The sequence below is a fragment of the Bradyrhizobium sp. 956_D2_N1_4 genome (assembly GCF_052076025.1).
GTDB classification, from domain to species: Bacteria; Pseudomonadota; Alphaproteobacteria; order Rhizobiales; family Xanthobacteraceae; genus Bradyrhizobium; species Bradyrhizobium barranii.
Window position 1 is genome coordinate 1,294,019 of record NZ_CP197237.1, and the last position, 24,333, is coordinate 1,318,351.

Genomic DNA, 24,333 nt, shown 5'->3' on the forward strand with positions numbered 1-24,333 from the left:
GTACCATCTACTCCGCCGCCTCGCTATGCCCGAGCCGGGCATTCAGCTTGCGGATCAGCTCCTCGGCGGCTTCCGCGATCACCGTGCCCGGCGGGAAGATGGCTTCGGCGCCGGCCGCATAGAGCGCGTCGTAATCCTGCGGCGGCACCACGCCGCCGATGATGATCATGATGTCGTCGCGGCCCTGTTTCTTCAGCGCGGCCTTGAGTTCAGGCACTGCGGTGAGATGGGCGGCGGCGAGCGAGGAGACGCCGAGGATGTGCACGTCGTTCTCGACCGCCTGCCGCGCAGCTTCATCGGCAGTTGCAAACAGCGGCCCGATGTCGACGTCGAAGCCGATGTCGGCGAAGGCCGAGGCAATCACCTTCTGGCCGCGGTCGTGGCCATCCTGGCCGATCTTGGCGACCAGGATGCGCGGCCGGCGGCCTTCCGCCTCCTCGAAGGCGTCGATCAGCGCCTGAACCTTCTCGACCTGGTTACCCATGCTGGACGCCTCCCGCTTGTAGACGCCGGTGATGGACCTGATCTCGGCGCGGTGCCGGCCGAACACCTTTTCCATCGCGTCCGAGATTTCGCCGACGGTCGCCTTCGCCCGTGCTGCGTCGATCGCGAGCGCGAGCAGATTGCCGTTGCCTTCGCCGGCCGAGCGCGTCAGCGCGGCAAGCGCCGCGTCGACGTCGGTCTGGTTGCGCTCGGATTTCAGCCGCGTCAGCTTGTCGATCTGGAGGCGGCGGACATTGGTGTTGTCGACCTTGAGGATGTCGATGGGAGCCTCATCCGTCGGCTTGTACTTGTTGACGCCGATCACCGCCTGCTTGCCGGCATCGATCCGGGCTTGCGTCTTGGCCGAGGCCTCCTCGATGCGCAGCTTGGGCACGCCGGCCTCGATCGCCTTGGCCATGCCGCCGAGCTCCTCGACCTCCTGGATGTGGCTCCAGGCCTTCGCCGCGAGGTCGCGCGTCAGCCGCTCGACATAATACGAGCCGCCCCAGGGATCGATGATGCGGGTGGTGCCGCTCTCCTGCTGCAGGAACAGCTGGGTGTTGCGGGCGATGCGGGCCGAGAAGTCGGTCGGCAGCGCTAAGGCCTCGTCGAGCGCGTTGGTGTGCAGCGACTGGGTGTGGCCCTGGGTGGCCGCCATCGCCTCCACCGTCGTGCGCATCACATTGTTGAACACGTCCTGTGCGGTCAAAGACCAGCCCGAAGTCTGGCAATGCGTGCGCAGCGACAGCGAGCGCGGGTCTTTCGGGTTAAAGGGCTTCAGCAGCTTCGCCCAGAGCAGGCGCGCGGCGCGCATCTTGGCGACTTCCATGAAGAAGTTCATGCCGATCGCCCAGAAGAACGACAGGCGCGGCGCGAAGCGGTCGACGTCGAGGCCCGCGGCAAGACCGGCGCGCAGATATTCGACGCCGTCGGCGAGCGTATAGGCGAGCTCGAGGTCCTGCGTCGCGCCGGCCTCCTGCATGTGATAGCCGGAGATCGAGATCGAATTGTATTTCGGCATCTTCGTGGAGGTATAGGCGAAGATGTCCGAAATGATCCGCATCGAGGGCGCGGGCGGATAGATATAGGTGTTGCGCACCATGAACTCTTTCAGAATGTCGTTCTGAATGGTGCCCGAGAGCTTTTCCGGCGGCACGCCCTGTTCGCCGGCGGCGGCGACATAGAGCGCGAGGATCGGCAGCACCGCGCCGTTCATGGTCATCGACACGCTCATCTGGTCGAGCGGAATGCCTGCGAACAGCGTGCGCATGTCGTAGATGGAATCGATGGCAACACCGGCCATGCCGACGTCGCCGCCGACGCGCGGATGGTCGCTGTCATAGCCGCGATGGGTGGCGAGGTCGAAGGCGACCGAGAGGCCCTTCTGTCCGGCCGCGAGGTTGCGGCGGTAGAATGCGTTGGAATCCTCCGCCGTGGAGAAGCCGGCATATTGCCGGACGGTCCAGGGCTGATTGACATACATGGTCGGGTAGGGGCCGCGCAGGTACGGCGCGATGCCCGGATAGGTCTCGAGGAAATCGAGCCCGGCGAGATCGGCCTCGCCATAGGCGGGCTTCACCAGAATGCCCTCGGGCGTCAGCCACGGCTCGGCGCTGCCTGACGGCGCGGCGGTAGCGATGCGCTCGAAGGCGACGTCGGCGAAATCAGGAATGCGGCTCATGGTTTCAACCATATCATTAGACGCTCAATCATGATCCGGATGCTGATGGCTGACGATGGTCGCCATCTTCTCCGGTCCGTAATTCTGTTGCGTGGTCTGGCTCGGCAAATTGGAGATTCCGACCACCCAGCCGAGCCGGGATTCGGATCCGTATTGGCGCGTCGGCACCAGCTGGTCGGGGCGGTCAAAGGCGCCGGTCATGATCTCGATCCGGTCGCCGTCGATGCGGCCAAAGCTCAGCGGCGTGCCGCAGGCGGCGCAATAGCCGCGATCAGCGATCGAGGAGGAGCGGAAGAACGCCGGCTGCCCCTTGCTCCAGGCGAAGTCCGTCCGGTTGATGTCGGCGAAGGACGCGAACGGCGCGCCGCTCGCCTTCTGGCACATACGGCAATGGCAGATCGAAACCCTGTTGGGGGTTGCCGAAATCGCAAAGCGCACCGCGCCGCATTGGCAACCGCCGGTGAAAACTGGTTTGCCCGCCTCGCTCATGCCTGCTCCATCCGTCGGTAGGCGTCTTGCAGTGTCGCAAGCGCATCGCCTCCGGCGAAGACAAAACCCGTGACGCCGGCCGCACGGAGTGCCGCCTCGGCATCGGTCGGACGGCCTGCCAGATAGATATGTCGCGCGCCCGCCGTTTGCAGGGCCTTCGCCGCGGCGTCGGCGTGTTCCGGATAGACCTTGTCGCTGGAACAAAGACAGGCGAGCTCGGCGCCGGAGGCCTTGAATGCGGCGGCCAATTTGGCCGGATCGGCAAAGCCCTCGCTGTCGACGGCCTGGATGCCGCCGGCCTCGAACAAGCTCTTGGCAAAGGTCGCCCGCGCCGTGAAATCGGCGGGCGTGCCGAGATTGGCCAGAAACACCTTTGGCCGCGCACCGCGCGCCTTCAGCGCCGCATCGGATTTGTCGCGCAACGCCTCGAACGGTTCCGCCAGCCGGATCGGCGGCAGCGCATCGAACTTGTATTTCTGCTCGCCGTAGGGAGCGAGCTTGACCGGCGTCGCCGTCAGCACCGCCGTCTCGCGCTCATGCAGGTTGGGAAACTCGCTGGCGCCTGTCAGCACGTCGCGGCGCTTTGCGATGTTGGCGTCGCGGGCCTTTCGCGCGGCCGCGACCTTGCTTTGGAACAGGCCTTGCTGAAGCGCGGCGAAGGCGCCGCCGGCTTTCTCGCTGTCCTGGAACAGCGCCCAGGCGGCGTCGCAAAGCTGCGCCGTCAATGTCTCGATGCCGCCCGCGCCGGCGGCGGGATCGCTGACCTTGGCGAGGTTGCTTTCTTCCAGAAGCAGGGCTTGCGTATTGCGCGCCACGCGCCGCGCGAATGGATCAGGTAGCCCGAGCGCCAGCGTATGCGGCAGCACGGTGATCGCATTGGCGCCGGCGAGCCCGGCCGCGAATGTCGCGATGGTCGCGCGCAGCATGTTCACGTAAGGGGCACGCTGGGTCAGCATGCGCCAGGCCGTATCGGCGGCAATGAACAGCGGCTTCGGCGTCAGCCCGCACGCCGTCTCGATGCGCGCCCACAGCAGCCGCAGTGCGCGGAATTTTGCCATGGTCAAAAACTGGTCGGCATCCGCAGAGAGCCGCGCATAGATCATGTCCTGCGCCTGCTCCAGTGGAACGCCGGCGCCCTCGATCGCGCGCAGATAGGCGACGCCGCAGGCCAGCACGAACGCGAGCTCCTGCACCTCGGAGCCGCCGGCATCGTGGATCACGCGCCCGTCGGCGGACGCGAACGGTCCCTTGAAGCCGAGCGCGGCGAGCCCCTTGATGGCGCCAGTGACGGCCGGAACGATCTCGTCCCATGTGTAGGGGCTGTGACCCCACACCGCGCCGGCCGCAAGCGGATCGAGCCCGAAGCGGATGTTGCAGGCGGCGGGATCGAGGCCGTTGCTCTTCACATATTCCGCGACATGGATCGCCGCCATCCGCGATTGCGGACCGATCTGGAGCTCGATGCCGATGCCGGCATCGAGATGAATATCCTTGAAAACCTTGGCGACCGCATCGGCCGAAGGTTCCAGCCCGAACCCGTGAGCGCCACTGCCGCCGGCGAACACCAGCGCGAGCCCCGTCGCGCCATTTTCGAGATCGGTCAGCACCTGCGCATTCGCGAGCGCCGCATCGGGATGGTCGATCCGCTGCATGATCTGCCACGGCGCGGCGGCAGGCCGTCCCACCACGGGCGCAACGCCCCGGGCGCGCGGATAGAGAGGGTCGATCTTGAGGCCGTCATAAGTCTTGCCGACCAGCTTCTCGAACGGCGCGCCCTTCAGCACGCCGTCGACCAGCTTGCGCCAGTCGTTGACCGTGGCCTTGGGGAAATCCGCCGCCAGCGGCAGGTCGTCAGTCACGGAGGTCATACGGCCAAGGGCTCCCAAAAATCTTGTTGTTCGCGGGCGAAATTGCCACGGCCGGCCGTCGCTGCAAACGGTTGTTTTTGGTTAACCGGTATCCGGAAGCCGCTCAATGCCTTGCGTCGAGGCGCTGGCAAGCCCGTCACGCACACGAATGCCTGAGATCACGCGGTCGGGCGCGATTTCGGCCAGCGGCACCAGCACGAAGGCGCGCTCGAACAAGCGCGGATGCGGCAAGGTCAGGTCGGGTTTCTGCAAGCTGACATCGTCATAGGCGATCATGTCGAGATCGAGCGTGCGCGGGCCCCATTGCCTCTCCTTGTTCCGTGTGCGGCCGAATTTCTGCTCGACCTTATGCATCACGAACAAGAGCGCATGCGGATCGAGGCTGGTTTCGATCTCGACGCAGGCATTGATGAAGGGATCCTGGTCCTCGTCACCCCAGGGCGGCGTCGCATAGTCCGAGGAGCGCGCGATCAGCGCAGCTTGCGCCATGCCGCAGATGTGCGAGATCGCCTTCCGGAACGTCGCGCGGACATCGCCGACATTGCCGCCGAGTGCGATCAGCACGCTCGCCATCTTACGGATGCCGCGAGCGCGTCAGCATGATGCCGACGTCGTCGAAGATTGCGGCGATCGGCGCATGCGGCTTGTGCACGGTGATCTTCACGGCGCGGATGCGCGGGAAGTGCGACAGGATGGCATCGGCGACCGCGCCGGCCGCTCGCTCCAGCAGCTTGTAATTTGTATTCTTGAACGCCGCCGTCGTGGTCGCCACGACTTCGGCGTAGGACACGGTGTCGGCGAGCCGGTCGCTACGCGACGGCTCCGACAAATCGGTATAGAGCTCGAGATCGATGACGAAGCGCTGGCCGACTTCGGTCTCGTGATCCATCACGCCGTGGCGGGCGTGGATCGACAGGCCGGTGACGAAGATCGTATCGGTCATTGCTTGCTCTCGATTGCATTCGCGACCCGCAGGGCCTGCAAGGTCTCGGCGACGTCATGGGTGCGGATGATCTTGGCGCCGCGCTGTGCGGCGATCAGATGCGCGGCGATCGAGCCGGCGAGCCGTTCCTTCGGCTCCGAGGGCGACACCGAGGCGATGAAGCGCTTGCGCGAAGCGCCGACCAGGATCGGCAGGCCGAACGTGTCGAATTCGCGCAGCCGCGCCAGCGCGGTCATGCTCTGCTCGGCCGTCTTGCCGAAGCCGATGCCGGGATCGAGCACAATCTTGTCGCGCGCGATGCCGGCCTTGGCGGCGATATCGAGCGAGCGCAGGAAGAACGCTTTCATGTCCGCGACGATGTCGATGGCGGAATCGACGGCCTCGCGGTTGTGCATGACGATGACGGGGACGCCGCGCGCGGCGATAAGCTGTGCCATGCCAGTGTCGCGCTGCAGGCCCCAGACGTCGTTGGCGATCGCAGCGCCCTGGTCGAGCGCAAAGGCCACCACCTCAGCCTTCATGCTGTCGATCGACACGGGAACGCCCAACGCCACCACGCCTGACAGCACCGGCTTCAGCCGGGCCAGCTCGTCCGCCGCCGTCACCGGCCGGGCGCCCGTGTAGGGCCGGGTGGACTCGGCACCGATGTCGATGATGTCGACGCCGGCCTCGATCATCGCCCGCACCCGCGCAAGCGCCAGCTCGGGCGCGATGAACTCACCGCCATCGGAGAAGGAATCCGGGGTGACGTTGAGCACGCCCATCACTGCCGGAATCGGCCGCTCCAGCAGCGTCCGCAGCACGTCGGGCCCGGCCGAGCCGGCCGGCGGGACGGATGGGGAGGGCGAGGCATTCATGCGGCCCGCTTTAGCGGTCGGGGAGGGGGGATTCAAGGTGGGATTGGGGGCGAATGTCGATGTGTTCGCGGAGCATCGATCGCCTCCGCTGTCATCGCCCGCGAAAGCGGGCAATCCAGTATTCCGAGGCCGTGCGGTGATATGGAGGAGCCGCTGCGTACTGGATACCCCGCCTTCGCGGGGTATGACACCGAGAGCTAACGCGGCAGGTCGTATGCCGAGGGAGATGCCCTAATACGTAATCTTCGGCGGCAGCTTCTTCGCCTTGGCGATGATGTCGCCGACCGATTTTTCCGAGGGCAGGATGCGGACGAGCTTCTTCTTCACGTTGGCTTCCCGCATGCTCTGGGCCAGCCGTGCCGGATTCCGATAGGCGAGCTCGCGCACGGTGGTGACGCCGGCGGCGCGGACGAGGCCGACCTTGGCCCGGCCCATCCCGGGAATGCGCATGTAGTCGGAGACGTTGGCCCATTCCAGCAACTGCTGCTCGCTGATGCCGGTCTTGGCGGCGAGCGCCTTGCGACCCTTCACGGTCGAGGCCGCCTCGAGCAGCGCGTCGGTCGTGCGGATTCCTTGCGCCTTCAATTTGTTGGCGGCAAAGGCTGGCAGGCCCTCAATCTCGGAGATCGGATATGTCATGATACTCGATATGAAAAGCGTCGCTCAGGCGAACTGGCTGAGGCCCGGCGTCCCCGCGATGATCTTGCCCATCTGATCCGCTCCGATTTTGTCTCGGCCGTAGCGGAAAAGTTCACGGGCAACGTTCTGAATCTCGGACATGCCAAGTCCCAGGCCCATCAGGCGCGTGCCGACGGCCATCAGGCCGCCGCCCATCAGCCGCGACAGTCCGCCGCCGCTCCTGGACGCTTCTATCGCCGCTTCTGCACCGGGAATCTGATCGATCAGCGCTTCGACGTTCTCGGAAGGACCTTCGCTGCGGAGGAAGCCCAGGATAATGCCGACGGTCTTTTCAGCCACAGCACCATCTATGCTGGCGTTCGACGCCAGCCGCCCGATCAGCTCGTCCATAAGGCCCGCCCCTCAGCCGGTTTGCATGCCCGAGTATTGCTTCCGAAATGATCTTGATCCGGAGCGATGTGAAATACAAGCGATGAACGTACGCAAGGTTCCGATTCACTCTCGAAGGCGCGAAAAGTGTTGCAACGATGCAAGAGCGGAGATGGATTCAGCGAAAAATTGCCGCGGTGCGAACGCGTCATTCCTACTTTCGGCTGATGTCGGCGGTATGTTTCCGACAATGTCGCATGCTCGGGGCGCGTTGAACGGTTTTAATCCGCACGCGACATGCGTTAAACTACGGAGCAGGTGCATTCGAGTTTCAATAGGCGAAACACGGCAGAGAGATCAGAGAGAAGCATGACCGCACAGGACAGCAAGCTCGGCGACACCGACGACAAGATCTTCGTCGGCAAGGGAGACGAGCAGGCATGGCTGACGCTGGCGCTTGCCAATCGCCACGGCCTCGTCACGGGTGCAACCGGGACCGGTAAGACGGTATCGCTGCAAGTCATGGCGGAAGGATTTGCGCGCGCCGGCGTTCCGGTCTTCGCATCCGACATCAAAGGCGACCTCTCCGGCATCTCCGAGGTCGGCGAGGCCAGGGATTTCATTGTCAAGCGTGCCACCGAGATGGGGCTGACGTTCCAGCCCGACCAGTTCTCGACAGTGTTCTGGGACGTGTTCGGCGAACAGGGCCATCCGGTGCGGGCGACCGTCACGGAGATGGGGCCGCTTCTGCTTGCGCGCATGCTCGACCTGAACGACGTGCAGGAAGGCGTGCTCAACGTCGCCTTCCGCGTCGCCGACGACAACGGGCTGACCCTCATCGACATGAAGGATCTGCGCGCGCTGCTCGATGCCATCGTGCCGGATGCCGGCAAGAAGGGGGCGGACGCCGAGGAAGGCCCGCTTGCCGACATCAAGAAGGAGGCTCAGGGTTTTGGCAACGTCACCAAGGCCACCGTCGGCACCATCCAGCGCCAGCTTCTGGTGCTGGAAAACCAGGGCGGCACCAAATTCTTCGGCGAGCCGGCGCTGACGCTGAAGGACTTCCTGAAGACCGACCGCGACGGCCGCGGCATGGTCAACATCCTTGTTGCCGACAAGCTGCTGCAGAGTCCACGGCTTTACGCGACATTCCTGCTGTGGATGCTGTCAGAATTGTTCGAGGAGCTGCCCGAGGCCGGCGACCTGCCGAAGCCGAAGCTGGTGTTCTTCTTCGACGAGGCACATCTGTTGTTCAACGACGCGCCGAAGGCGCTGATGGACAAGATCGAGCAGGTGGTGCGTTTGATCCGATCCAAGGGCGTCGGCGTCTATTTCGTGACGCAAAACCCCGTCGACGTGCCCGACCGTGTGCTCGGGCAATTGGGCAACCGTGTCCAGCATGCGCTGCGTGCCTTCACCCCGCGCGACCAGAAGGCGGTCGCCGCCGCGGCCCAGACCTTCCGGCCCAACCCGAAGCTCGACACCGCCAAGGTGATCATGGAGCTCGGCAAGGGCGAGGCGCTGGTGTCCTTCCTCGAAGGCAACGGCACGCCGACGATGGTCGAGCGTGTCATGATCCGGCCGCCATCGGCCCGCATCGGATCGATCACGCCGGAAGAGCGCAAGGCGATCATGGATGCGAGCCCGGTGAAGGGCAAATACGACACCGCTGTCGATGCCGAATCCGCCTACGAGATGATCCAGAAGCGGATTGCCGGCACGGCTGCGACTGCCGATGCCGGTGCGGCCGACGGAGGTGGCGGCGGCATCCTCGGCCAGATCGGCTCGATGGTCGGCACCATCTTCGGCACCAACGTCAAGCGCGGCCGCCTGTCGGCGGGCCAGGTCATTGCGCGCGACGTGACGCGATCGGTCACCAACCAGGTGATCGGGGGGATGGCGGCCAATCTCGGCAAGTCGGTCGCCGGCCAGCTCGGTGGCTCGATCGGCCGCACCCTGGTGCGAGGCGCGCTCGGCGGGCTGCTGCGAAGGTAGGCAGGGAAGCCGGATTTGAGGCACTAAAGCCTCCACTGCGTCAAGCCCGGGCATGACGAAATCTCGCGAGTATTTGGATGCGATTGCCCCGCACGCCGGGCGAGGCCGAACACCATAAATTCAGGTGAGGGGGGTTCTCCAAGCGTCCGTCGGTCTGCTACGTGCTATTTGTTTCCGACGGGACATAATGTGACATCACCGAATCTATCAGACAAACTCGGCCCGCACAGAGCCTTGTCGCTGCGCGCGCCGCTCGATCTGCTCTTCCTGTTCTGCTGCGTCCTCCTGACCGCCGACGTGCTCGTTCCCGAGATCTTCGGCCACGGCAAGACCAAGGATTATGGGCTGTGGTACTGGGCCGGGCAGCAGGTGCTGCACGGTGGATCGCTCTATCCCGACGAGATCGGCGAGTATTTCGAATTCATTTATCCACCGCTGCCGGCGATCCTGCTGGCGATCCCGAGCTGGTTCGGCAAGATCCCGCTCTATGTCGTGCTGTCGATCCTGAACGTGGTGGCATGGTGGTACACGGGCAACTTCTCCAATGCCATGACGGGATCGGGCCGCAGGCCCGGCCCGTGGCTCGAAGCGCTGCCGGCCATCGTCACCGTGACCTTCGTGTTCGACATGTTCGACCTCGGCCAGCCGAACCTCGTCCTGCTGGCGATGATGCTGTGGGGCTTCTGGTTGTTGCAGCGTCAGCGGTCCTGGCTCGCGGGCTTCCTGTTCGCGCTCGCTACCGCCATCAAGGTGTTTCCGATCGCGGTGCTGCCCTATCTGATCTGGCGCAGGAAGTGGGCGGCCACCGTCGCGACGGTCGCTTTCACCGGCATCCTTCTTTATGTCGTGCCGGCACCGATCCGCGGCTTCGAGCGCAACGCGGCCGAGCTCAAGACCTGGTACCAGGGCATGGTCGGCACGAGCTCGGAAAAGGGCTTTGGCCAGCGCGACGAGCAGAACTGGTCGTGGGTCAACCAGTCCCTCATTGCCGTCACGCACCGTCTGGTCCGGCCGATCAACTACAATCAGGAAGATCCCAGCAAGTCACCGCGCACGATGAATGTCATCGACGTCGACTACAAGACGGCGAACTTGATCGTGCTGGCGTTGTCGGCGTTGCTCGGGCTCGGCTTCCTCGCGGTGATGCCGTCGCAAGCGCGGCGAACGGCGCGCTCGGATGCGGAGGAGCTCGGCATCCTGTTCTGCCTGATGACGGTGGCATCGCCGCTGGCGCGGCAATACTACTTCATGTGGCTGTTCTTCCCGATGACGGTGCTGATGCATCGCGCCGCTTTCGACGCGCGACCGAGCGTGCGGCTGGGAACCTGGCTCGCGCTGGGCGCTGCCGGCATCCTCATGCTGCTGTCGCTGCCGTGGTTTCCCAATGTCATCCAGGCCTGGGGCAATAACCTTGTCGCGACCGCCATTCTTGCAGGTAGCCTCGCATGGCACATCCGGCATCCGCCGGTTGCGGCTGGCTCCGAGGCGGCGGCGGCGCTAAAACCCGGTACCTCTTGAGACTCACAAGTCAGGAATACGACCATGGCCAATGCGCAGCTTCAATCGGTGCTCGATCACATTGACAAGGATTTCGACAACAGCCTGGAGCGTCTGTTCTCGCTGTTGCGGATCAAGTCGATCTCTGCGGATCCGGCCTTTGCCGCCGACTGCAAGGCTGCGGCCGAGCATCTCGCCAAGGACATCGCGAGCCTCGGTGTCGCCACTGAAGTCCGCCCGACCGCCGGCCATCCCGCCATCGTCGGCAAGACCGGGGCGGGCGGACGGCCGCATGTGATTTTCTACGGCCATTACGACGTGCAGCCGGTCGATCCGCTCGATCTCTGGCACCGTCCGCCGTTCGAGCCTGTCGTCACCGACCATGCCGACGGCCGCAAGATCATCGTCGCGCGCGGCGCCGAGGACGACAAGGGCCAGGTCATGACCTTCGTCGAGGCCTGTCGCGCCTGGAAGAAAGTGACGGGCTCGCTGCCGATCGACATCACCTTCCTGATCGAAGGCGAGGAGGAGGTCGGCTCGAAGAACTTTGTCCCTTTCATCGAGGCCAACAAGGACGAATTCAAAGCGGACTACGTGCTGGTCTGCGACACCGGCATGTGGGACCGCAACACGCCCGCGATCACGACGTCGCTGCGCGGCCTGCTCTATGAAGAGCTGAAGATCACCGCCGCCAATCGCGATCTGCATTCCGGCGTGTTCGGCGGCAGCGCGATGAACCCGATCCGGGTGCTGACGAAAATCCTGGGCGGCCTGTTCGACGACGACAACCGCATCACCATCCCCGGCTTCTATGACGGCGTGAAGGATCTGCCGCCTGATATCCTGGAGCAGTGGAAGAAGCTCAACCTCACGCCGGAGATGTTCCTCAAGCCGATCGGTCTGTCGATCCCCGCCGGCGAGAAGGGCCGGCTGCTGATCGAGCAGGCCTCCTCGCGTCCGACCTGCGACGTCAACGGCATCTGGGGCGGCTATATCGGCGAAGGCTCCAAGACGGTGATCCCGTCGCATGCCTCGGCCAAGGTCTCGTTCCGCCTGGTCGAAGGGCAGGACCCCCAGAAGATCCGCAAGGCTTTTCGCGACTACGTGACGGCGCGTATCCCCGGCGACTGCAAGGTCGAGTTCGGCGATCACTCCGCCGCGCCCGCGGTGGCGCTCGACTGGAACATGAAACCGCTCGCGGCCGCCAGCAAGGCGCTGACCGAGGAGTGGGGCAAGGAGACCGTGCTGATGGGCTCGGGCGCCTCGATCCCGATCGTCGCCGATTTCAAGCGGACGCTTGGGCTCGACTCGCTGCTGGTCGGCTTCGGATTGGACGACGACAACATCCATTCGCCGAACGAGAAATACGACCTCCGCAGTTTCCAGAAGGGTATCCGCTCCTGGGCGCGGATCCTCGCGGCGCTCGCGGACGTGAAATAGGCGCGGTGCCGTAGGGTGGGCAAAGGCGGTGCCCACCATCTCTCCGCGATCGCGATGGAAGAGGTGGGCACGCTTCCGCCTTCGCTCTTCGAGCTACGGCGGACAAGTCGCTTTGCCGACCCTACGAAGACTCTCTCCTCGTCATTGCGAGCGTAGCGAAGCAACCCAGAATCCCTCCACGGGCACAGTCTGGATTGCTTCGTCGCTTCGTCCTCGCAATGACGGCGGGGCCAAATAAAAACGCCGCCCGGAATTGGGCGGCGTTTCATTCCGAAACGTGTAGAGGGTGTTGAGACCTACCCTACACGAAATCCAGAAAATCTCAAGACCGGTAGCCCGGCAGCTCGCGGTCGAGCTTGCGCAGCAGCGGCGGCCAGACCAGGTTGGTGGCGCGCAGCTCGGCGCGGTCGCGGTTGGCGAGCAGCTCGGTGTTCTTCTCGATCGCAATCTCCTCGACCGGATAGACCGGCGTGCCCAGCGCGCGCGTGCGCACCTGCATCGAGCAGGCGCGCTCGAGGTGGTACATGCGCTCGAACGCGGAGGCGACCGAGCGGCCGACCGTCAGCGTGCCGTGGTTACGCAGCAGCATGTGGTTGTGGTCGCCGAGGTCCTTCTGCAGCCGCGGCCGCTCGTCGTGGTCGAGTGCGATGCCCTCATAGTCGTGATAGGCGAGGTCGTGGGTGACGAGCTGGGCGGTCTGGTTGAGCGGCAGCAGCCCTTCCGCGCTGCTCGACACCGCGGTGCCGTCGAGCGTGTGGAGATGCAGCACGCAGATTGCGTCCTCGCGCACCTCGTGGATCGCCGAATGGATGGTGAAGCCGGCCGGGTTGATGCTGTACTCGCTCTCGGAGAGCTGGTTGCCGTGCAGGTCGACCTTGACGAGGCTCGATGCCGTGATCTCGTCGAACATCAGCCCGTAGGGGTTGATGAGGAAGTGATGGTCGGGGCCGGGCACGCGCGCCGAAATGTGGGTGTCGACCAGATCGTCCCAGCCATACAGCGAGACGAGGCGGTAGCAGGCGGCGAGATTGACCCGTTGCTGCCACTCCGCCTCCGTCATGTTCGACGGCACTTCCTTCAGGCGCGCTTCCGCTGGCGACATGGCTTATCTCTCCGAACATCGTTGTTGCGGGGAGGGAGCGTAGTCGCGGGTGAGGCTGGCGGCAAGGCGGTCAAATCGCAGCAGCCACGCGTAGCCCGCATGGAGCGCAACGTAATGCGGGGGCCGCTGTCCCCGGATTTCGCTTCGCTCCATCCGGGCTACAAGGGAGAAGAATTTTACGGCGCCGGGATCGACAGCAGGCTGGAAATGCTGCGGCCGCGGATGTCGTAGACGCGGGCGAACACCACGTCGTCGCGCTTGATCTCGACCATCACGGGCGCAGTGAGGCCCTTGCAGTAGAACTCGCCGAGCGTCATCGCGAAATCGGCCGCGTTGGAATCCCAGCCGATGGTGAAGTCGGGCCCGAGCGCGACCTGGGCCGGGCGCTGCGGACCGCACACCGCGACCTTCCATTTGCGGTTGCCCGGCGCCACTTCCTGCCGCTCGACGATCTGCTCGCGCAATTCGTCCGAGGCCTGCTTCAGCGCAAGGCCCCAATAGTCCAGCATGAAGCGGTCGTCGGCGCCGCGCACGGTGCCGGCGATGTGGTTGAAGTGCGTGTACTGATAGGGATGCAGCCGGATCATCTCGGCCAGCGAGAGCGCGAGGCCGAAGCAGAAGGTCGCGAGCACGACGGGCTGCCAGGTGCGGTGGTTGGTGCGCAGGCGCTCCATGGCCCAGGCAAAGGCGACGCCGCCGAGCACCGCCATCGGCGGGATCACGAAGACGAAGTGGCGGATGCCGTTGTACAGCGCCGGCCGCTTCACCATCGCGATCGCGAGCGGCAGGGTCGCCGCCAGCGTCAGCATCAGGAGGATGGTCTTGCGGCGCGCCGGAACCTCGCGGCGCGGCAGCATCGCGAAGGTGCTGACCACGGCGCCGCCCATCAGCACCAGCATGACCTCGGGAAGCTGCAGCGCGAACAGCGTCGGCAGATAGGACCAGGGCATGTCGGGCACGGACACAATCGCGCCGTCGAACATCTCCTTCCAGGGCTTCTCGAAGAAATGCGAGAAATAGGTCAGGGCCTCGAAGGGATTGCCGGGCTCCATGATCGACCACGGCCAGATCAGGCCCATCACGAGATAGCCGAACACGAGGCCGGGCAGCAGCACGTAGACGACATGGGCGAAGCGGCGGGCTGCTTCGCGGGCGCCTTCGGTGCGCAGCTCCTCCAGGAACAGCGGCATGAAGCCGATCATGGCGTAGACCAGCGCGAGGCCGCCGAGGACGCGGCAGCCGAGCGAGAGGCCGGCACCCAGGCCGACAATCAGGATCGTGCGCGGCGACGGCTGCGGATATTCCTCGGCGAGGCGGACGAGGCCCAGCATCAGGATGATCATGGCCACCGCGAAGGGCGCATCCTTCGGGTTCATGAACATGTGGCCATAGAAGATCGGGCAGAGCGCGAGCAGCAGGAGTGCGGCAAGACCGGCAAGGGGCCCGCCGATGCGGCGGCCGAGCCGCCACGTCACCGCAAGCCCGATCACGCCGACCGTGGCGCCGAGCAGGCGTCGCGTCTCGAACAGCTCGAGCGGAATGACCTTGTGCAGGAGAGCCGCGACCATGTCGAAGCCGCCGCCATACATGTAGAGATTCGCGAAGGAGAGCGCCGCGGTGTCCCTGAAGCCGGAACCGAACATGCGCAGCAGCAGGTCGGCATATTCAGCGTGGGTGTAATCGTCCCAGCCGAGCCCGTAGTCGCGGAAGGTCAAGCCTGCAATGACGGCGACCGCAGCCAGCACCAGCATGGCGAGATCGTCGCAAGTCCGTTCAACCGAGCGCCGCAGAGGCGTGTCGATCGCCGAAGTCGTGATGGATGTCATGGCTATTGGTGACCCGGAATCCCCTCTTGGCCCTGCTGGTGCCCGCGGGCCACTTCCCCGGAATCCCTATAGCGCAGTTCCATTACCAAGTAATTGGGCATTATGGCTAAAATCCTGATGCGACGCAGCAAATCCAGACAGTTGAGAGCAAGTTAGAAGTAGCGGGCCGTAGCTGAAGGGAATGTGAATAAGTCCCTGATATCCTTCCCTTTAGGAACGCAGGCTCTAATTCGCCGTTGGCGTGGAACACCGTATGACGGTATCGTGGCGCAACGGGTGTCGCGCACGGCTGCGCGACCAGGGGTGAGTTCGATGAGCTTGGCATTGTTGATTGTGGGGATTTTCGCCGTCCTGGCGGGCCTCCTTACGATCCTGTTCGGCTTCACCGTTAGGGAGGCCAGCCTCGGCAGCACCCTCATAATCTCCGGCACCATTGGCGTCTGCTCCGGAATGTTACTGGCCGGCCTCTACGTCGTGGTCGTGGAACTGAAGGGCATCGCCCGCCGGTTGGCCGGATCGGCCGCGCCGGGCGAGGTTCGGGTCAGGCCCGTGCTGCCAGGCCTCGCGGTGCCTGGCGTGCCAGTGTCCGAGCCGTTCCCGGCATCGGCGACGAAAACCGAGCCACCACCGGCCGCGGGTCTGCCGCCGTGGCAGAGCGAGGCCGCCGCGCGCGAGCGTCCGCGCGCCGAACCGCCGCCGGAGCCGGAAGCTCCGACACCGCCTGCGGCTCCGGAAGCGCCGCGCCGCCGCAACCTGTTGTTCGCATCGTCCTCCCGCAAGGAGCGCGAGCGCGCGGAGGCGAAGGCGACAGAGAGCTTGCCGCCGCAGCCTCATGACGAGCCCACGGAACCGGCCGGCCCGGAGAGTCAGCCGGCGAGCTTCGACGATGCCTGGCCGAGGCCGGACCGTATGCGGCCACCGGAACCGCCGGCCGCCGGGCGTCGCCCGCCGCCGCGCTCGCCGTCGATCTTTACCGAGCCCGGCCCGCCGCCTCCGCCCGAACCGACGCCGGTCGAGCAGGCGCCCGTGACCGTGCTCAAATCGGGTATCGTCGACGGCATGGCCTATTCGCTCTATTCCGATGGCTCGATCGAAGCGCAGATGCCGGAAGGCATGATGCGCTTCGCCTCGATCGACGAACTGCGCGCCCATCTCGACCAGCGGTCCTGAGGCCGCTGCGTCCAAGTAGAGCGCCATCGTTCTTGTCACTTCGTCAGTAATCAGCTCATATTCGTCAGTCGTCTTATTTCGGCCGAATGTATTGTTGACACGAAATACTTCGGCGTCGTCAATCCGGCGAGACGCAAGGTCAGGGAGAGGTCGGGCCCATGTCGGATAACGGGGCTAAGAATTTCATCGAGCTAACGGCGAGCATCGTGTCCGCCTATGTCGGCAACAATCCGACGCCGGCGGCCGATATCCCGAACCTGATCAGCCAGGTGCATGGCGCCTTGGTGCGCGTCTCGTCAGGCCGCACCGAGACCGCGCCGCTCGAGCCGGCCAAACCGGCGGTGTCGCTGAAGAAGTCGATCGCGCCGGACTATCTGGTCTGTCTGGAAGACGGCAAGCGCTTCAAGTCGCTGAAGCGCCATCTGCGCACCCAGTACAACATGACGCCGGAGCAATATCGCGAGAAATGGGGCCTGCCGGCCGACTATCCCATGGTCGCGCCGAACTACGCGGTGGCGCGCTCGCAACTGGCAAAGCAGATGGGACTGGGACAGCAGCAGCGGAAGCGGAAGTAACCGCTTCAGGTGGCTTCCGCGAGCGCCTCTTTCGCGTCGGTCTTGATGCGCTCGACCATCGAGCGCAGGCCGTTGGAACGCTGCGGCGTCAGATGATCGCGAAAGCCGAACTCGTTGAACACCGCGATCGCGTCGGTCGCAAGGATCTGCTGCGGCGTGCGGCCGGAGTAAAGCGAGAGCACGATCGCGACCAGCCCGCGCACGATGTGGGCGTCACTGTCGCCGCGATATTTCAGGATCGGGGCGCCGCCATCGCGATCGACCAGCTTCTGGAGCCAGACCTGGCTGACGCAGCCATTCACCTTGTTCTCGGCCGAATGCTCGGATTCGGGCATCGGTTCCAGGGTGCGGCCGAGCTCGATGACGTACCGGTAGCGGTCGTCCCACTCGTCCAGAAGCTCGAAATTGTCCCTGATTTCGTCGATCGTCGTCATGCTGGCCCAATGTTTCCGTTCAGGCCAATATAAGGATGCGAGGAGGCGAAATCGATAGGGTTTGGGCGCTAATTCGCCGGCGCCGCCGCAGGGCCGCGCCATTCCAGCGCGAGGTCGTCCTGGCTCAGGGTGTCGCGCGGCGCCTCGCCCGAGGCGGCATCGCCTTCGCCGGCCAGCGCGATCGAGCCGGTATGATCGGGCGCCTTCTTGTCGGTCTTCTCGAGCTGCTCTTTCTTGTCGTTGATGATCTGGTAGATCTTCTTCGCGCCGTCCTGGGCGCGCTGGCCGATGATGGTCGCGGCCTGGCCGCCGACCTCGCAGGCCGCCGGCTGGCGCTTGCAGAACTGGGTCACGTCGGAGACGGCCGCGGTCGCAGCCTGCACCGCATCGGCGGCGCCGATCTGCGGCAGCTTCTCCGATTCGGGCGTCTTGTCCCGCGGCAGGAGCACCAGCACCAGCCCGAGCCAGAATGTGATGCGGAGCAGAAAGCGCATCTTATCGACCTGTATGTTAGATCCCGCCGCGGCGATGCCCGCGAGGCGCCGGACCTAGCAACTCTCGATAAATCGCAAGTGATTGCCTTCCGCTTAATTCGCGGAAAATCTGCGCAAGAATCTTCCCGAACCGCCACGTCGTAAATTTTCGATTGACGCCGGAGCCCCGTGATTCCGCCGGCGCCGCTTGTCCACCAATTCGAAACCATGCGGGGACTGGTGAAACCCTGCGTTCACCATCCCCGATGATGACGTGGTCAAATCGCTTAAAAATCTCCGCGATGACACAGTGTCCGGCGGCGGGCCGCATTGCCTTAGCACTCGTTTAAGGTCGCTCTGACACGGTGGCTCAACGATAAGGAGGCGTTCCGGCACGTCTTCTCGACGAGTGGGCCGAAGCGCGAGACCCGTGACAGTTTTGAGTATCATCCGCGATTGTCTCGATGCACTGCTGCATCCCTCCGCGCGTTACGACGCGCTGACGCGAGCGCGCCATCGTGCCTTCATGGCGCCGCGGCTGCTCGGCAGCCTGGCCGCGTTTGCCGCATTCCCGGTCTATCTCGCCACGCGCGGTGCGCCGAGCGCGATCGAGGTCGCCGCCTTCGCGTGGCTGATCGCCCCCATTCTCCTGTCATGGTTCCTGTCGCGCACCGGCCGCTATGAAGGCGCCCATGTGCTGTCGTCGCTGGCGCTCGCCGGCCTGATCATGGCGGTTGCCGGCACCACCGGCGGCATCGAATCATTCGCCGCGATCTGGCTGGTCGTGGTTCCCCTGGAAGCCGCGTTGTCGGCCTCGCGCCGCGTCGCGGCCTTCGCCTCCCTGCTTGCGCTGTCCTGCGCCGGCGTCCTGATCCTTGCCGGCCAGCTCGGCTGGCTGCCGGCCGGAGACGCCAGCTCCGCACAACGCGGCGTGCTGATGGCGTTCGGCGTCGCCTCGGCGACGCTCTATGCCGCGGGCCTCGCCTTCGGCGCGGAATCGCTCGCGCGCACCAGCGTTGCGCTGCTGTTGCGCGAGGAAGAGCGCTATCGCCTGCTGGCGCGCAACATGAGCGACGTGATCTCGCGGCATCGGCGCAACGGCGCGGTGCAGTTCATCTCGCCGGCGGTGGAAGCCATGCTCGGCATGCCTGTCGCGCAGCTGCTCGGCCACGGCCTGTTCGACCGCGTCCATGTCGCCGATCGTCCGGCCTATCTCACCGCGCTCTCCGATGCCGCGCGCGGCGACGTGCGCAGCGTCGAGTTCCGACTGCGGCGGGAGCCGGCCGGATCGGAGCGTGGCCAGGTCGATTTCATCTGGGTCGAGATGCGCTGCCGGCCGCTCGACCAGGATATCGGCCGCCAGGATATTGACGGTGACGCCACGCGCGAGGCGGAAGTCGTCGGCGTGATGCGCGACGTTACCGATCGCAAGCTCGCGGAGCAGGCGCTCGATCAGGCACGCAGCGCCGCGGAAACGGCCGATGCCGCCAAGACGCGCTTCCTCGCCACCATGAGCCACGAGCTGCGCACGCCGCTCAACGCCATCATCGGTTTCTCCGAGATGATCGCGCAGGAGCAGACCCTGATGCTGGGTGCGGCCCAGCGCAAGGAATATGCCCAGCTCATCAACGATTCCGGCCAGCATCTGCTGTCGGTCGTCAACGGCATCCTCGACATGTCGAAGATGGAATCGGGCAATTTCGAGATTGCGTCGGAACCGTTCGCGCCGCGCGCATCTCTGATGCATTGCTGCAATCTGCTGGCGCTGAAGGCGCGGGAGAACGGCATCGACCTCATCACCGATGCGCCGCAGGACCTGCCTGTCATGACCGGCGATCCGCGCGCCTTCAAGCAGATCGTGCTCAATCTCGTCGCCAACGCCATCAAGTTCACCGAGCGCGGTGGTCAGGTCACCGTATCGGCCGCGGTGTCCGGATCGCAGCTCGCGCTGCGCATCAGCGACACCGGTGTCGGCATTGCGGCGGATGATCTCAAGCGCATCGGCGCGCCGTTCTTCCAGGCCGGAAAGACTTATCAGCGCCGTCACGAAGGCACGGGTCTCGGGCTTTCGATCGTCAAGAGTCTGGTGGCGTTGCATCTCGGCGAATTGACTGTACAAAGCAGGCTCGGCGAGGGCACCTCCGTCACCGTCAGATTGCCGCTCGTCTACACGCCGCCGCAGGCCAAGACGTCCGATAGAATGGCGGCCGAGAGCAAGATCGCGACGCTGACACCGGTGCCGCGCCAGGAGCTTCAGGACCAATCTCACGACCAACCCGCTCTGGTGAAGAAAAGTGCCTAAGAAGTCTGCCAAGGACGAAGCCGCTCCGCGCCGCCGTGGCGCCAAGGCCGCGGTCATCGATGTCGAGACCGAGCGCAATCTTGCGATGCGCATCCTGCTGCACAGTCCCAAGGACACGCTGGCCGGTCTCGTCGGCGTCGCCGCAGTCAGCGCGATCGTTGCGAATGCGCTGTTCCTTCAGACCGGCCGGCATCCGGCGCCGATGTTCGGCACCGTGATCAATCTTCCCGCGCCGTCGTCCGTGCCGCTGTCGAACCCCTTGCCGCGTCCGCGCCCCGTCGGCGCGGATACCTCGCCGCTGGAGCCGAGAGCGACGGAATTCCGCGCCGAGCCCAAGCCTGTCGAGCGCGCCGCCGAGAAGGCCCCCGAGAAGCCGGTCGAGGCGACGGCATCGACGCCGCGCGCGGGCGATCCGATGACCAATCTGGTCAAGCAAACGACGTCGGCGCCGCCGCAATCCGTCGCCATCGCGCGTCCGCCGGCGCCGATTCCCGTCGCGCAGAGTCCGGCCGCGCGGCGTATCGCCGGCGTGCAGCGCGCGCTGTCCGAATACGGCTATGGCAATTTGAAGATCACGGGCACGATGGGCGCAGAGACGCAGTCCGCGATCCAGAAATTCGAGCGCGAGCACAAGATGCAGGTGACGGGTCAGGTCTCCGACCGCCTGCTGCGCGAGCTCGGAGCCGCGATCGGCCACCCCGTCGAATAAGCGTCATTGTTGTGCGAAGGCTGGTGCTGATTGCAGCACTGGCCTATCGTGCTCTTCATGCGTTTGAAATCAAACATTTGGGTTTCCGCCTACCTGCGCCGGTGCCAGACCGAAGGCGTGTTCGGGGCGGTGCGTCGTCGCGGTGCCGAGGAGGCGGGCGCGGTATTCGTGAAGGTGTCGCTGCTCGACGGCAACGCGATGCTGTACGTACCGGCGCCGCAGACCGTCTATGACGACGGCCGGCCGGTCGATCGCTTCTTCGTGCCACTTGCCGCGCAGCCGATGCCTGAGCCAGCGGTCGAGGAGCGCCTCACCAAGGAAATCCGCTTCGATCCGGACGCCTGGATCGTCGAGACCGAGGACCGCAAAGGTCGTCACTTCCTCGAATTGGCGAAGACCTAGCGGTCCGATCCGTCGGTGCCCGTCCGCACCGCGGGCGCGGAGCCCGGCTGCACGCCCGGCCGGGTCTGATTGGCGCCCGCACGCGCGCGCTGGCGTTCGCTCTCATGCAGCGACGACTGGTATTTTGCGCGCGTGACTGCGAGCGTCGAGCCGCGCCAGGCCGCCAGCATCACCAGCGCGGAGCGGTCGCTGAGCCGGTCGTAGAGCCGTGACAACCGGTACACCGCATCGACCGACGTGCCGATCTCCGGCTTGAAGAACAGGAGGATGCGCTGGAAGTTCGGGCTCGGCATGTCGAGCGCGCGCGCGGCGACCGCGAGCGCTTCGCCGCCGGCATCGTCGACGATCTGCGCTGCGACGCGCGAGGGCAGGATCAGGCTGTCGCCGAGCTCGTAGGTGAAATTCTCGACATCGTTGGCGATTGCCGCCATCTCCAGGATCTGGATCGCGCGCTTGGCACGCACGGTCGGAATCCGCGGCGCGGCCCTCAGCGGGGTCTGCCCCAGATTGTGCAGGACCAGCGCGCGCTGGGTCGCATCGGCGCGGAAGAACATCTCGTGGATCTCGGCCGCTTCCTTCGGCTGCATCGCCATGTTGGCGGCCATGCGCAACTCGGCGTCGGTCGGCGTGCGAGCAGGCGAAGCCGCCTGCTGCGAGCTGCGAATTTCGCGCGCGAGCGGAACCCTGCGGCCTTCCTGGGTCGCGACCAGCCCGAGTTTCTGCAGGACCGGGACGGGCGTCTGCGGATAGATCGCAAGCTTCGCCTTGACGGCCGCGCGCGTCGCATCGTCGACCTGGTCGATCAGCCGCGTCGCAAGCTCGATGAACTGGCGCTGCTCGTCGTCGCTGTGGGTGGGCGCCTGGACATAGAGGTCCGTCAGCACGCGCAGCAGCGTCGGGCGAACATCAACGCCTTCGCGACGGGAGAGGCTCATCAGCCCGTCGAATCCGGGAAACAGCGACTTGGTCATGGAGAGATACGCGACCTGGAAGAGATACTCGTCCGCGAGCCTAACGCAGGTTCCTTTAAAGGCTCGTTAAGGAAAACGAGGCGTGAAGTCGACCCCATCATTTCAGGTGTTGTCGTCCCGCAACGGGACGCGGGAGGCCGCCCGTGAAGTTACGGTCCGGCAGGCGCGTTTACACCCCGTTAACCATGAACTGATCTTAATGAACGCACGTTGCACCAGCGCGCTCGGTCGCGCGGCAATTGATAGAGAGCTGATATGGGGACCATTATCGAATTTCCGGCCGGTCGCCGGGCAGGCTCGTCGGGGGATGCCACGCCGCGTACGGAAACGGGAACGATTCTGATCCTCCCCGTGATCCGCATCGAGCGCCAGACGGAAGAAACCAGCGGCGATCGCGGGCCGGAGCAGGGCACAGCACCGGGGCGCCGTCGTCGTCGCCGCTAGCGTCCGGCTTTTGCAATGCCGGATGCCATCCGCCAGATTCGGCCTGTCGTAACGGCCGTCCTGCTCGCACTCGTCGGTGCGACGCTCGGCGCGTGCAGCGGCGGCGATTTCGGCCGCACCCGCGCTGACATGCGCAGCGACGACATGCATCGCTGGCTCGGGGCCGAGGCCACCGGCAGCGTTGGCCTGAAGTCGTCACAATTCCAGCTCACCGACGCGGAGCGCCAGCTTCGCGATCTTGCCTATCCCATGATCGAGCCGCCGCTGTCGCGGCCCGCCTGGAAGAGCGTATTCGGCGACTACAAGGCGCTGCCGTCGCCCTGGCAGCAGAAGGTCGTGTTCGACCGCACTATGTATGGGCGCACGCTGATCGACGAGCCGCATCGCTCGCATTCCTCGCGCTATGCGCAGCTGATCGAGGACGTGCGCAACGACATCACCCGTTTCGAGCCGTTCTTCGGCTCCGCGATCCGCGTCATCGATCTCGACAGGAAGCGCGATGCGACCATGGCGCGCGTCTCCGAGCTCTCGCCAAGGGAGAGGGAGGATGCGGTCGCGCGCATGCGGGAGAACTCGCTGATCATCCAGTGGGTGCAGCTGTGCCTCGAGCAGCGCGTCTCGTCCTATCGCTGGGCGCTGGAGCGTCTGGTGATCCAGGCGCCCGACGGCATGGCCGCCGATGCCGACCGCCTGATCGGCGAACTCGCAGCCCAGACCGCCAATCCGCCGGTTGCGGCCCAGCCGCCCTATGGCCGCGCAGTCATCTCGAAGGGCTAGGACTTCCTGCGTTTGTTGCGCCGTGGGCCGGTCGGATCCGGCTTGCGCCGCTGCTTCTGAAGTTTCCCGACAAAATCCTTCAGCGCATCCGCCAGCGGCTCTGAGGCGCGGTAGGCAAGCCCGACCTCGCGTTTGACCCTGACCTCGATCTCGCGCACCGCGACATCGGGATTGCCGCGCGCCACGCCTTCCGGGACGATCGCAATGCCGACGCCGGCCGCGACCAGCGCCATCGCCCAATCCTCCGATTGCGCGATCGCCGCGGTCTGCCTTCGTTGTGAACTCCGGCCGAAGAATTCGCTTTGCTCGCAATGGCAGCGGTCGATCAGGGGGACGCCGGCGAGATCGGCAGCCCGCAGCTTCTCCTTCAGCGTCAGCGGATGCGAGGGCGGAAGTGCGGCGACATAGCGCTCGCTCCACAGCGCGACGAAATGCTCGTCGGCGCGGAGCATGCTCTTTGAGATGATCCGCGCATCGGCGCCTTCGTCGCTGCCGACGAGGCGGAGCGCGATGTCGGTGCGCGCCGTCAGCGGCTTCAGCAGCGCGATCGTTCGGGGTATGTCGAGCGTGCGCATCAGTCCCAGCGTGACGGTGGTCTTCGTATTCGGCTTCCTGAAGAGGCTGCGTGCGGCGTCCGCCTCGTCGATGATGCGGCGGGCCAGCGCATGAAACTGCTCGGCCGAGGCGGTCGGCGCGACGCCCTTCTTGTGCCGGATGAACAGCGTGGTGCCGAGTTCGGCCTCCAGATGGGTGATCGCGGTCGAGATCGACGGCTGCGACACGAAGCAAGCGCGTGCCGCCGCGGTCAGTTTGCGCTCGCGATACACGGCGGCGAAGTAGCGAAGCTCGCGGATGTCCATAGGTTATGCCTAGAGATAGTATCAATA

General features: G+C 65.1%; 24 protein-coding genes. 10 read left to right on the top strand and 14 right to left on the bottom strand.

The annotated features are described in order from the left end of the window. Positions 1-7 precede the first annotated feature (7 nt). The 8 genes from scpA to AB7535_RS06035 all read right to left on the bottom strand — a co-directional run bounded on the left by scpA (position 8) and on the right by AB7535_RS06035 (position 7,350). A complete protein-coding gene (scpA, locus tag AB7535_RS06000) occupies positions 8-2,164 on the bottom strand; it encodes a methylmalonyl-CoA mutase (RefSeq protein WP_085402784.1) in 2,157 nt (718 codons plus the stop codon). A 24-nt stretch (positions 2,165-2,188) separates the two neighbouring features. Beyond that, a complete protein-coding gene (locus tag AB7535_RS06005; protein WP_085402699.1) occupies positions 2,189-2,653 on the bottom strand; it encodes a GFA family protein in 465 nt (154 codons plus the stop codon). Then, a complete protein-coding gene (locus AB7535_RS06010) occupies positions 2,650-4,521 on the bottom strand; it encodes a methylmalonyl-CoA mutase family protein (protein ID WP_439037241.1) in 1,872 nt (623 codons plus the stop codon). The genes AB7535_RS06005 and AB7535_RS06010 overlap by 4 nt, the downstream gene beginning before the upstream one ends. Before the next feature lie 81 nt (positions 4,522-4,602). Next, positions 4,603-5,094 carry a 2-amino-4-hydroxy-6-hydroxymethyldihydropteridine diphosphokinase gene (gene folK / locus AB7535_RS06015; RefSeq protein WP_085402701.1) on the bottom strand — a complete coding sequence of 164 codons (492 nt, stop codon included), beginning with the start codon at positions 5,092-5,094 and terminating at the stop codon, positions 4,603-4,605. Position 5,095: 1 nt separating this feature from the next. Further along, positions 5,096-5,464, bottom strand: coding sequence for a dihydroneopterin aldolase (gene folB / locus AB7535_RS06020; RefSeq protein ID WP_008553485.1), 369 nt, complete (start codon positions 5,462-5,464; stop codon positions 5,096-5,098). After that, on the bottom strand, positions 5,461-6,321 hold the full coding sequence (gene folP, locus AB7535_RS06025; RefSeq protein WP_135214856.1) for a dihydropteroate synthase: 861 nt from the start codon (positions 6,319-6,321) through the stop codon (positions 5,461-5,463). Before folP ends, folB begins: the two co-directional genes overlap by 4 nt. Before the next feature lie 231 nt (positions 6,322-6,552). Beyond that, entirely contained in the window at positions 6,553-6,960 is a 408-nt protein-coding gene (locus AB7535_RS06030) for a DUF4332 domain-containing protein (protein ID WP_071915663.1), read from the bottom strand. Positions 6,961-6,984: 24 nt separating this feature from the next. Then, positions 6,985-7,350 (bottom strand): hypothetical protein, encoded by a 366-nt coding sequence (locus AB7535_RS06035; RefSeq protein WP_063984593.1) that lies wholly within the window; start codon positions 7,348-7,350, stop codon positions 6,985-6,987. Positions 7,351-7,698: 348 nt separating this feature from the next. Between AB7535_RS06035 and AB7535_RS06040 the strand changes: the two genes are divergently transcribed. From AB7535_RS06040 to AB7535_RS06050, 3 genes are all read left to right on the top strand, one after another. Then, on the top strand, positions 7,699-9,324 hold the full coding sequence (locus AB7535_RS06040; RefSeq protein WP_085402703.1) for a helicase HerA-like domain-containing protein: 1,626 nt from the start codon (positions 7,699-7,701) through the stop codon (positions 9,322-9,324). A 234-nt stretch (positions 9,325-9,558) separates the two neighbouring features. Beyond that, a complete protein-coding gene (locus AB7535_RS06045; protein WP_193560885.1) occupies positions 9,559-10,842 on the top strand; it encodes a glycosyltransferase family 87 protein in 1,284 nt (427 codons plus the stop codon). Between the two features lie 24 nt (positions 10,843-10,866). Beyond that, a complete protein-coding gene (locus tag AB7535_RS06050) occupies positions 10,867-12,261 on the top strand; it encodes a M20/M25/M40 family metallo-hydrolase (RefSeq protein ID WP_085402705.1) in 1,395 nt (464 codons plus the stop codon). Between the two features lie 322 nt (positions 12,262-12,583). On the opposite strand, the gene AB7535_RS06055 is transcribed toward AB7535_RS06050, so the two are convergent. Together AB7535_RS06055 and AB7535_RS06060 are read right to left on the bottom strand one after the other, a co-directional pair. After that, entirely contained in the window at positions 12,584-13,363 is a 780-nt protein-coding gene (locus AB7535_RS06055; RefSeq protein WP_028153549.1) for a class II aldolase/adducin family protein, read from the bottom strand. A gap of 176 nt (positions 13,364-13,539) precedes the next feature. After that, on the bottom strand, positions 13,540-15,189 hold the full coding sequence (locus tag AB7535_RS06060) for a glycosyltransferase family 39 protein (protein WP_085402706.1): 1,650 nt from the start codon (positions 15,187-15,189) through the stop codon (positions 13,540-13,542). 312 nt (positions 15,190-15,501) lie between these two features. Here AB7535_RS06060 and AB7535_RS06065 point away from each other — a divergent pair, with 312 nt between their 5' ends. Together AB7535_RS06065 and AB7535_RS06070 are read left to right on the top strand one after the other, a co-directional pair. Continuing rightward, positions 15,502-16,359: a hypothetical protein gene (locus AB7535_RS06065; RefSeq protein WP_085402707.1), complete on the top strand. Its 858-nt coding sequence runs from the start codon at positions 15,502-15,504 to the stop codon at positions 16,357-16,359. A 158-nt stretch (positions 16,360-16,517) separates the two neighbouring features. Continuing rightward, complete coding sequence (locus AB7535_RS06070; RefSeq protein WP_063984587.1) at positions 16,518-16,934, top strand: MucR family transcriptional regulator; 417 nt, start codon at positions 16,518-16,520, stop codon at positions 16,932-16,934. Positions 16,935-16,939: 5 nt separating this feature from the next. Here the strand turns inward: AB7535_RS06070 and AB7535_RS06075 are convergent, their stop codons facing one another. Both AB7535_RS06075 and AB7535_RS06080 read right to left on the bottom strand, forming a co-directional pair. Then, positions 16,940-17,368 carry a SufE family protein gene (locus AB7535_RS06075; RefSeq protein WP_028149946.1) on the bottom strand — a complete coding sequence of 143 codons (429 nt, stop codon included), beginning with the start codon at positions 17,366-17,368 and terminating at the stop codon, positions 16,940-16,942. Between the two features lie 68 nt (positions 17,369-17,436). Next, positions 17,437-17,862 carry a DUF5330 domain-containing protein gene (locus tag AB7535_RS06080; protein ID WP_063984586.1) on the bottom strand — a complete coding sequence of 142 codons (426 nt, stop codon included), beginning with the start codon at positions 17,860-17,862 and terminating at the stop codon, positions 17,437-17,439. Between the two features lie 409 nt (positions 17,863-18,271). On the opposite strand from AB7535_RS06080, the gene AB7535_RS06085 reads away from it, so the two are divergent. Genes AB7535_RS06085 through AB7535_RS06095 form a run of 3 tightly spaced genes read left to right on the top strand, consistent with a single transcriptional unit; the run spans position 18,272 to position 21,254 of the window. Further along, positions 18,272-20,143, top strand: a complete 1,872-nt coding sequence (locus AB7535_RS06085; RefSeq protein WP_085402708.1) for a PAS domain-containing sensor histidine kinase — start codon at positions 18,272-18,274, stop codon at positions 20,141-20,143. Beyond that, positions 20,136-20,852, top strand: coding sequence for a peptidoglycan-binding domain-containing protein (locus tag AB7535_RS06090; protein ID WP_085402709.1), 717 nt, complete (start codon positions 20,136-20,138; stop codon positions 20,850-20,852). Before AB7535_RS06085 ends, AB7535_RS06090 begins: the two co-directional genes overlap by 8 nt. 57 nt (positions 20,853-20,909) lie before the next feature. Then, positions 20,910-21,254 carry a DUF1491 family protein gene (locus tag AB7535_RS06095; RefSeq protein WP_063986550.1) on the top strand — a complete coding sequence of 115 codons (345 nt, stop codon included), beginning with the start codon at positions 20,910-20,912 and terminating at the stop codon, positions 21,252-21,254. On the opposite strand, the gene AB7535_RS06100 is transcribed toward AB7535_RS06095, so the two are convergent. Then, complete coding sequence (locus AB7535_RS06100; protein WP_085402710.1) at positions 21,251-22,225, bottom strand: DUF2336 domain-containing protein; 975 nt, start codon at positions 22,223-22,225, stop codon at positions 21,251-21,253. The genes AB7535_RS06095 and AB7535_RS06100 overlap by 4 nt on opposite strands. Positions 22,226-22,480: 255 nt before the next feature. Between AB7535_RS06100 and AB7535_RS06105 the strand changes: the two genes are divergently transcribed. Continuing rightward, the gene (locus AB7535_RS06105) at positions 22,481-22,669 is read left to right on the top strand and encodes a hypothetical protein (RefSeq protein ID WP_014496746.1); all 189 of its coding nucleotides are present in this window, start codon (positions 22,481-22,483) and stop codon (positions 22,667-22,669) included. Between the two features lie 15 nt (positions 22,670-22,684). Beyond that, positions 22,685-23,446 carry a hypothetical protein gene (locus tag AB7535_RS06110; protein WP_085402711.1) on the top strand — a complete coding sequence of 254 codons (762 nt, stop codon included), beginning with the start codon at positions 22,685-22,687 and terminating at the stop codon, positions 23,444-23,446. Here the strand turns inward: AB7535_RS06110 and AB7535_RS06115 are convergent. Continuing rightward, on the bottom strand, positions 23,443-24,306 hold the full coding sequence (locus AB7535_RS06115; protein ID WP_085402712.1) for a LysR family transcriptional regulator: 864 nt from the start codon (positions 24,304-24,306) through the stop codon (positions 23,443-23,445). The two genes, AB7535_RS06110 and AB7535_RS06115, sit on opposite strands and share 4 nt — an antisense overlap. Positions 24,307-24,333: the final 27 nt, after the last annotated feature.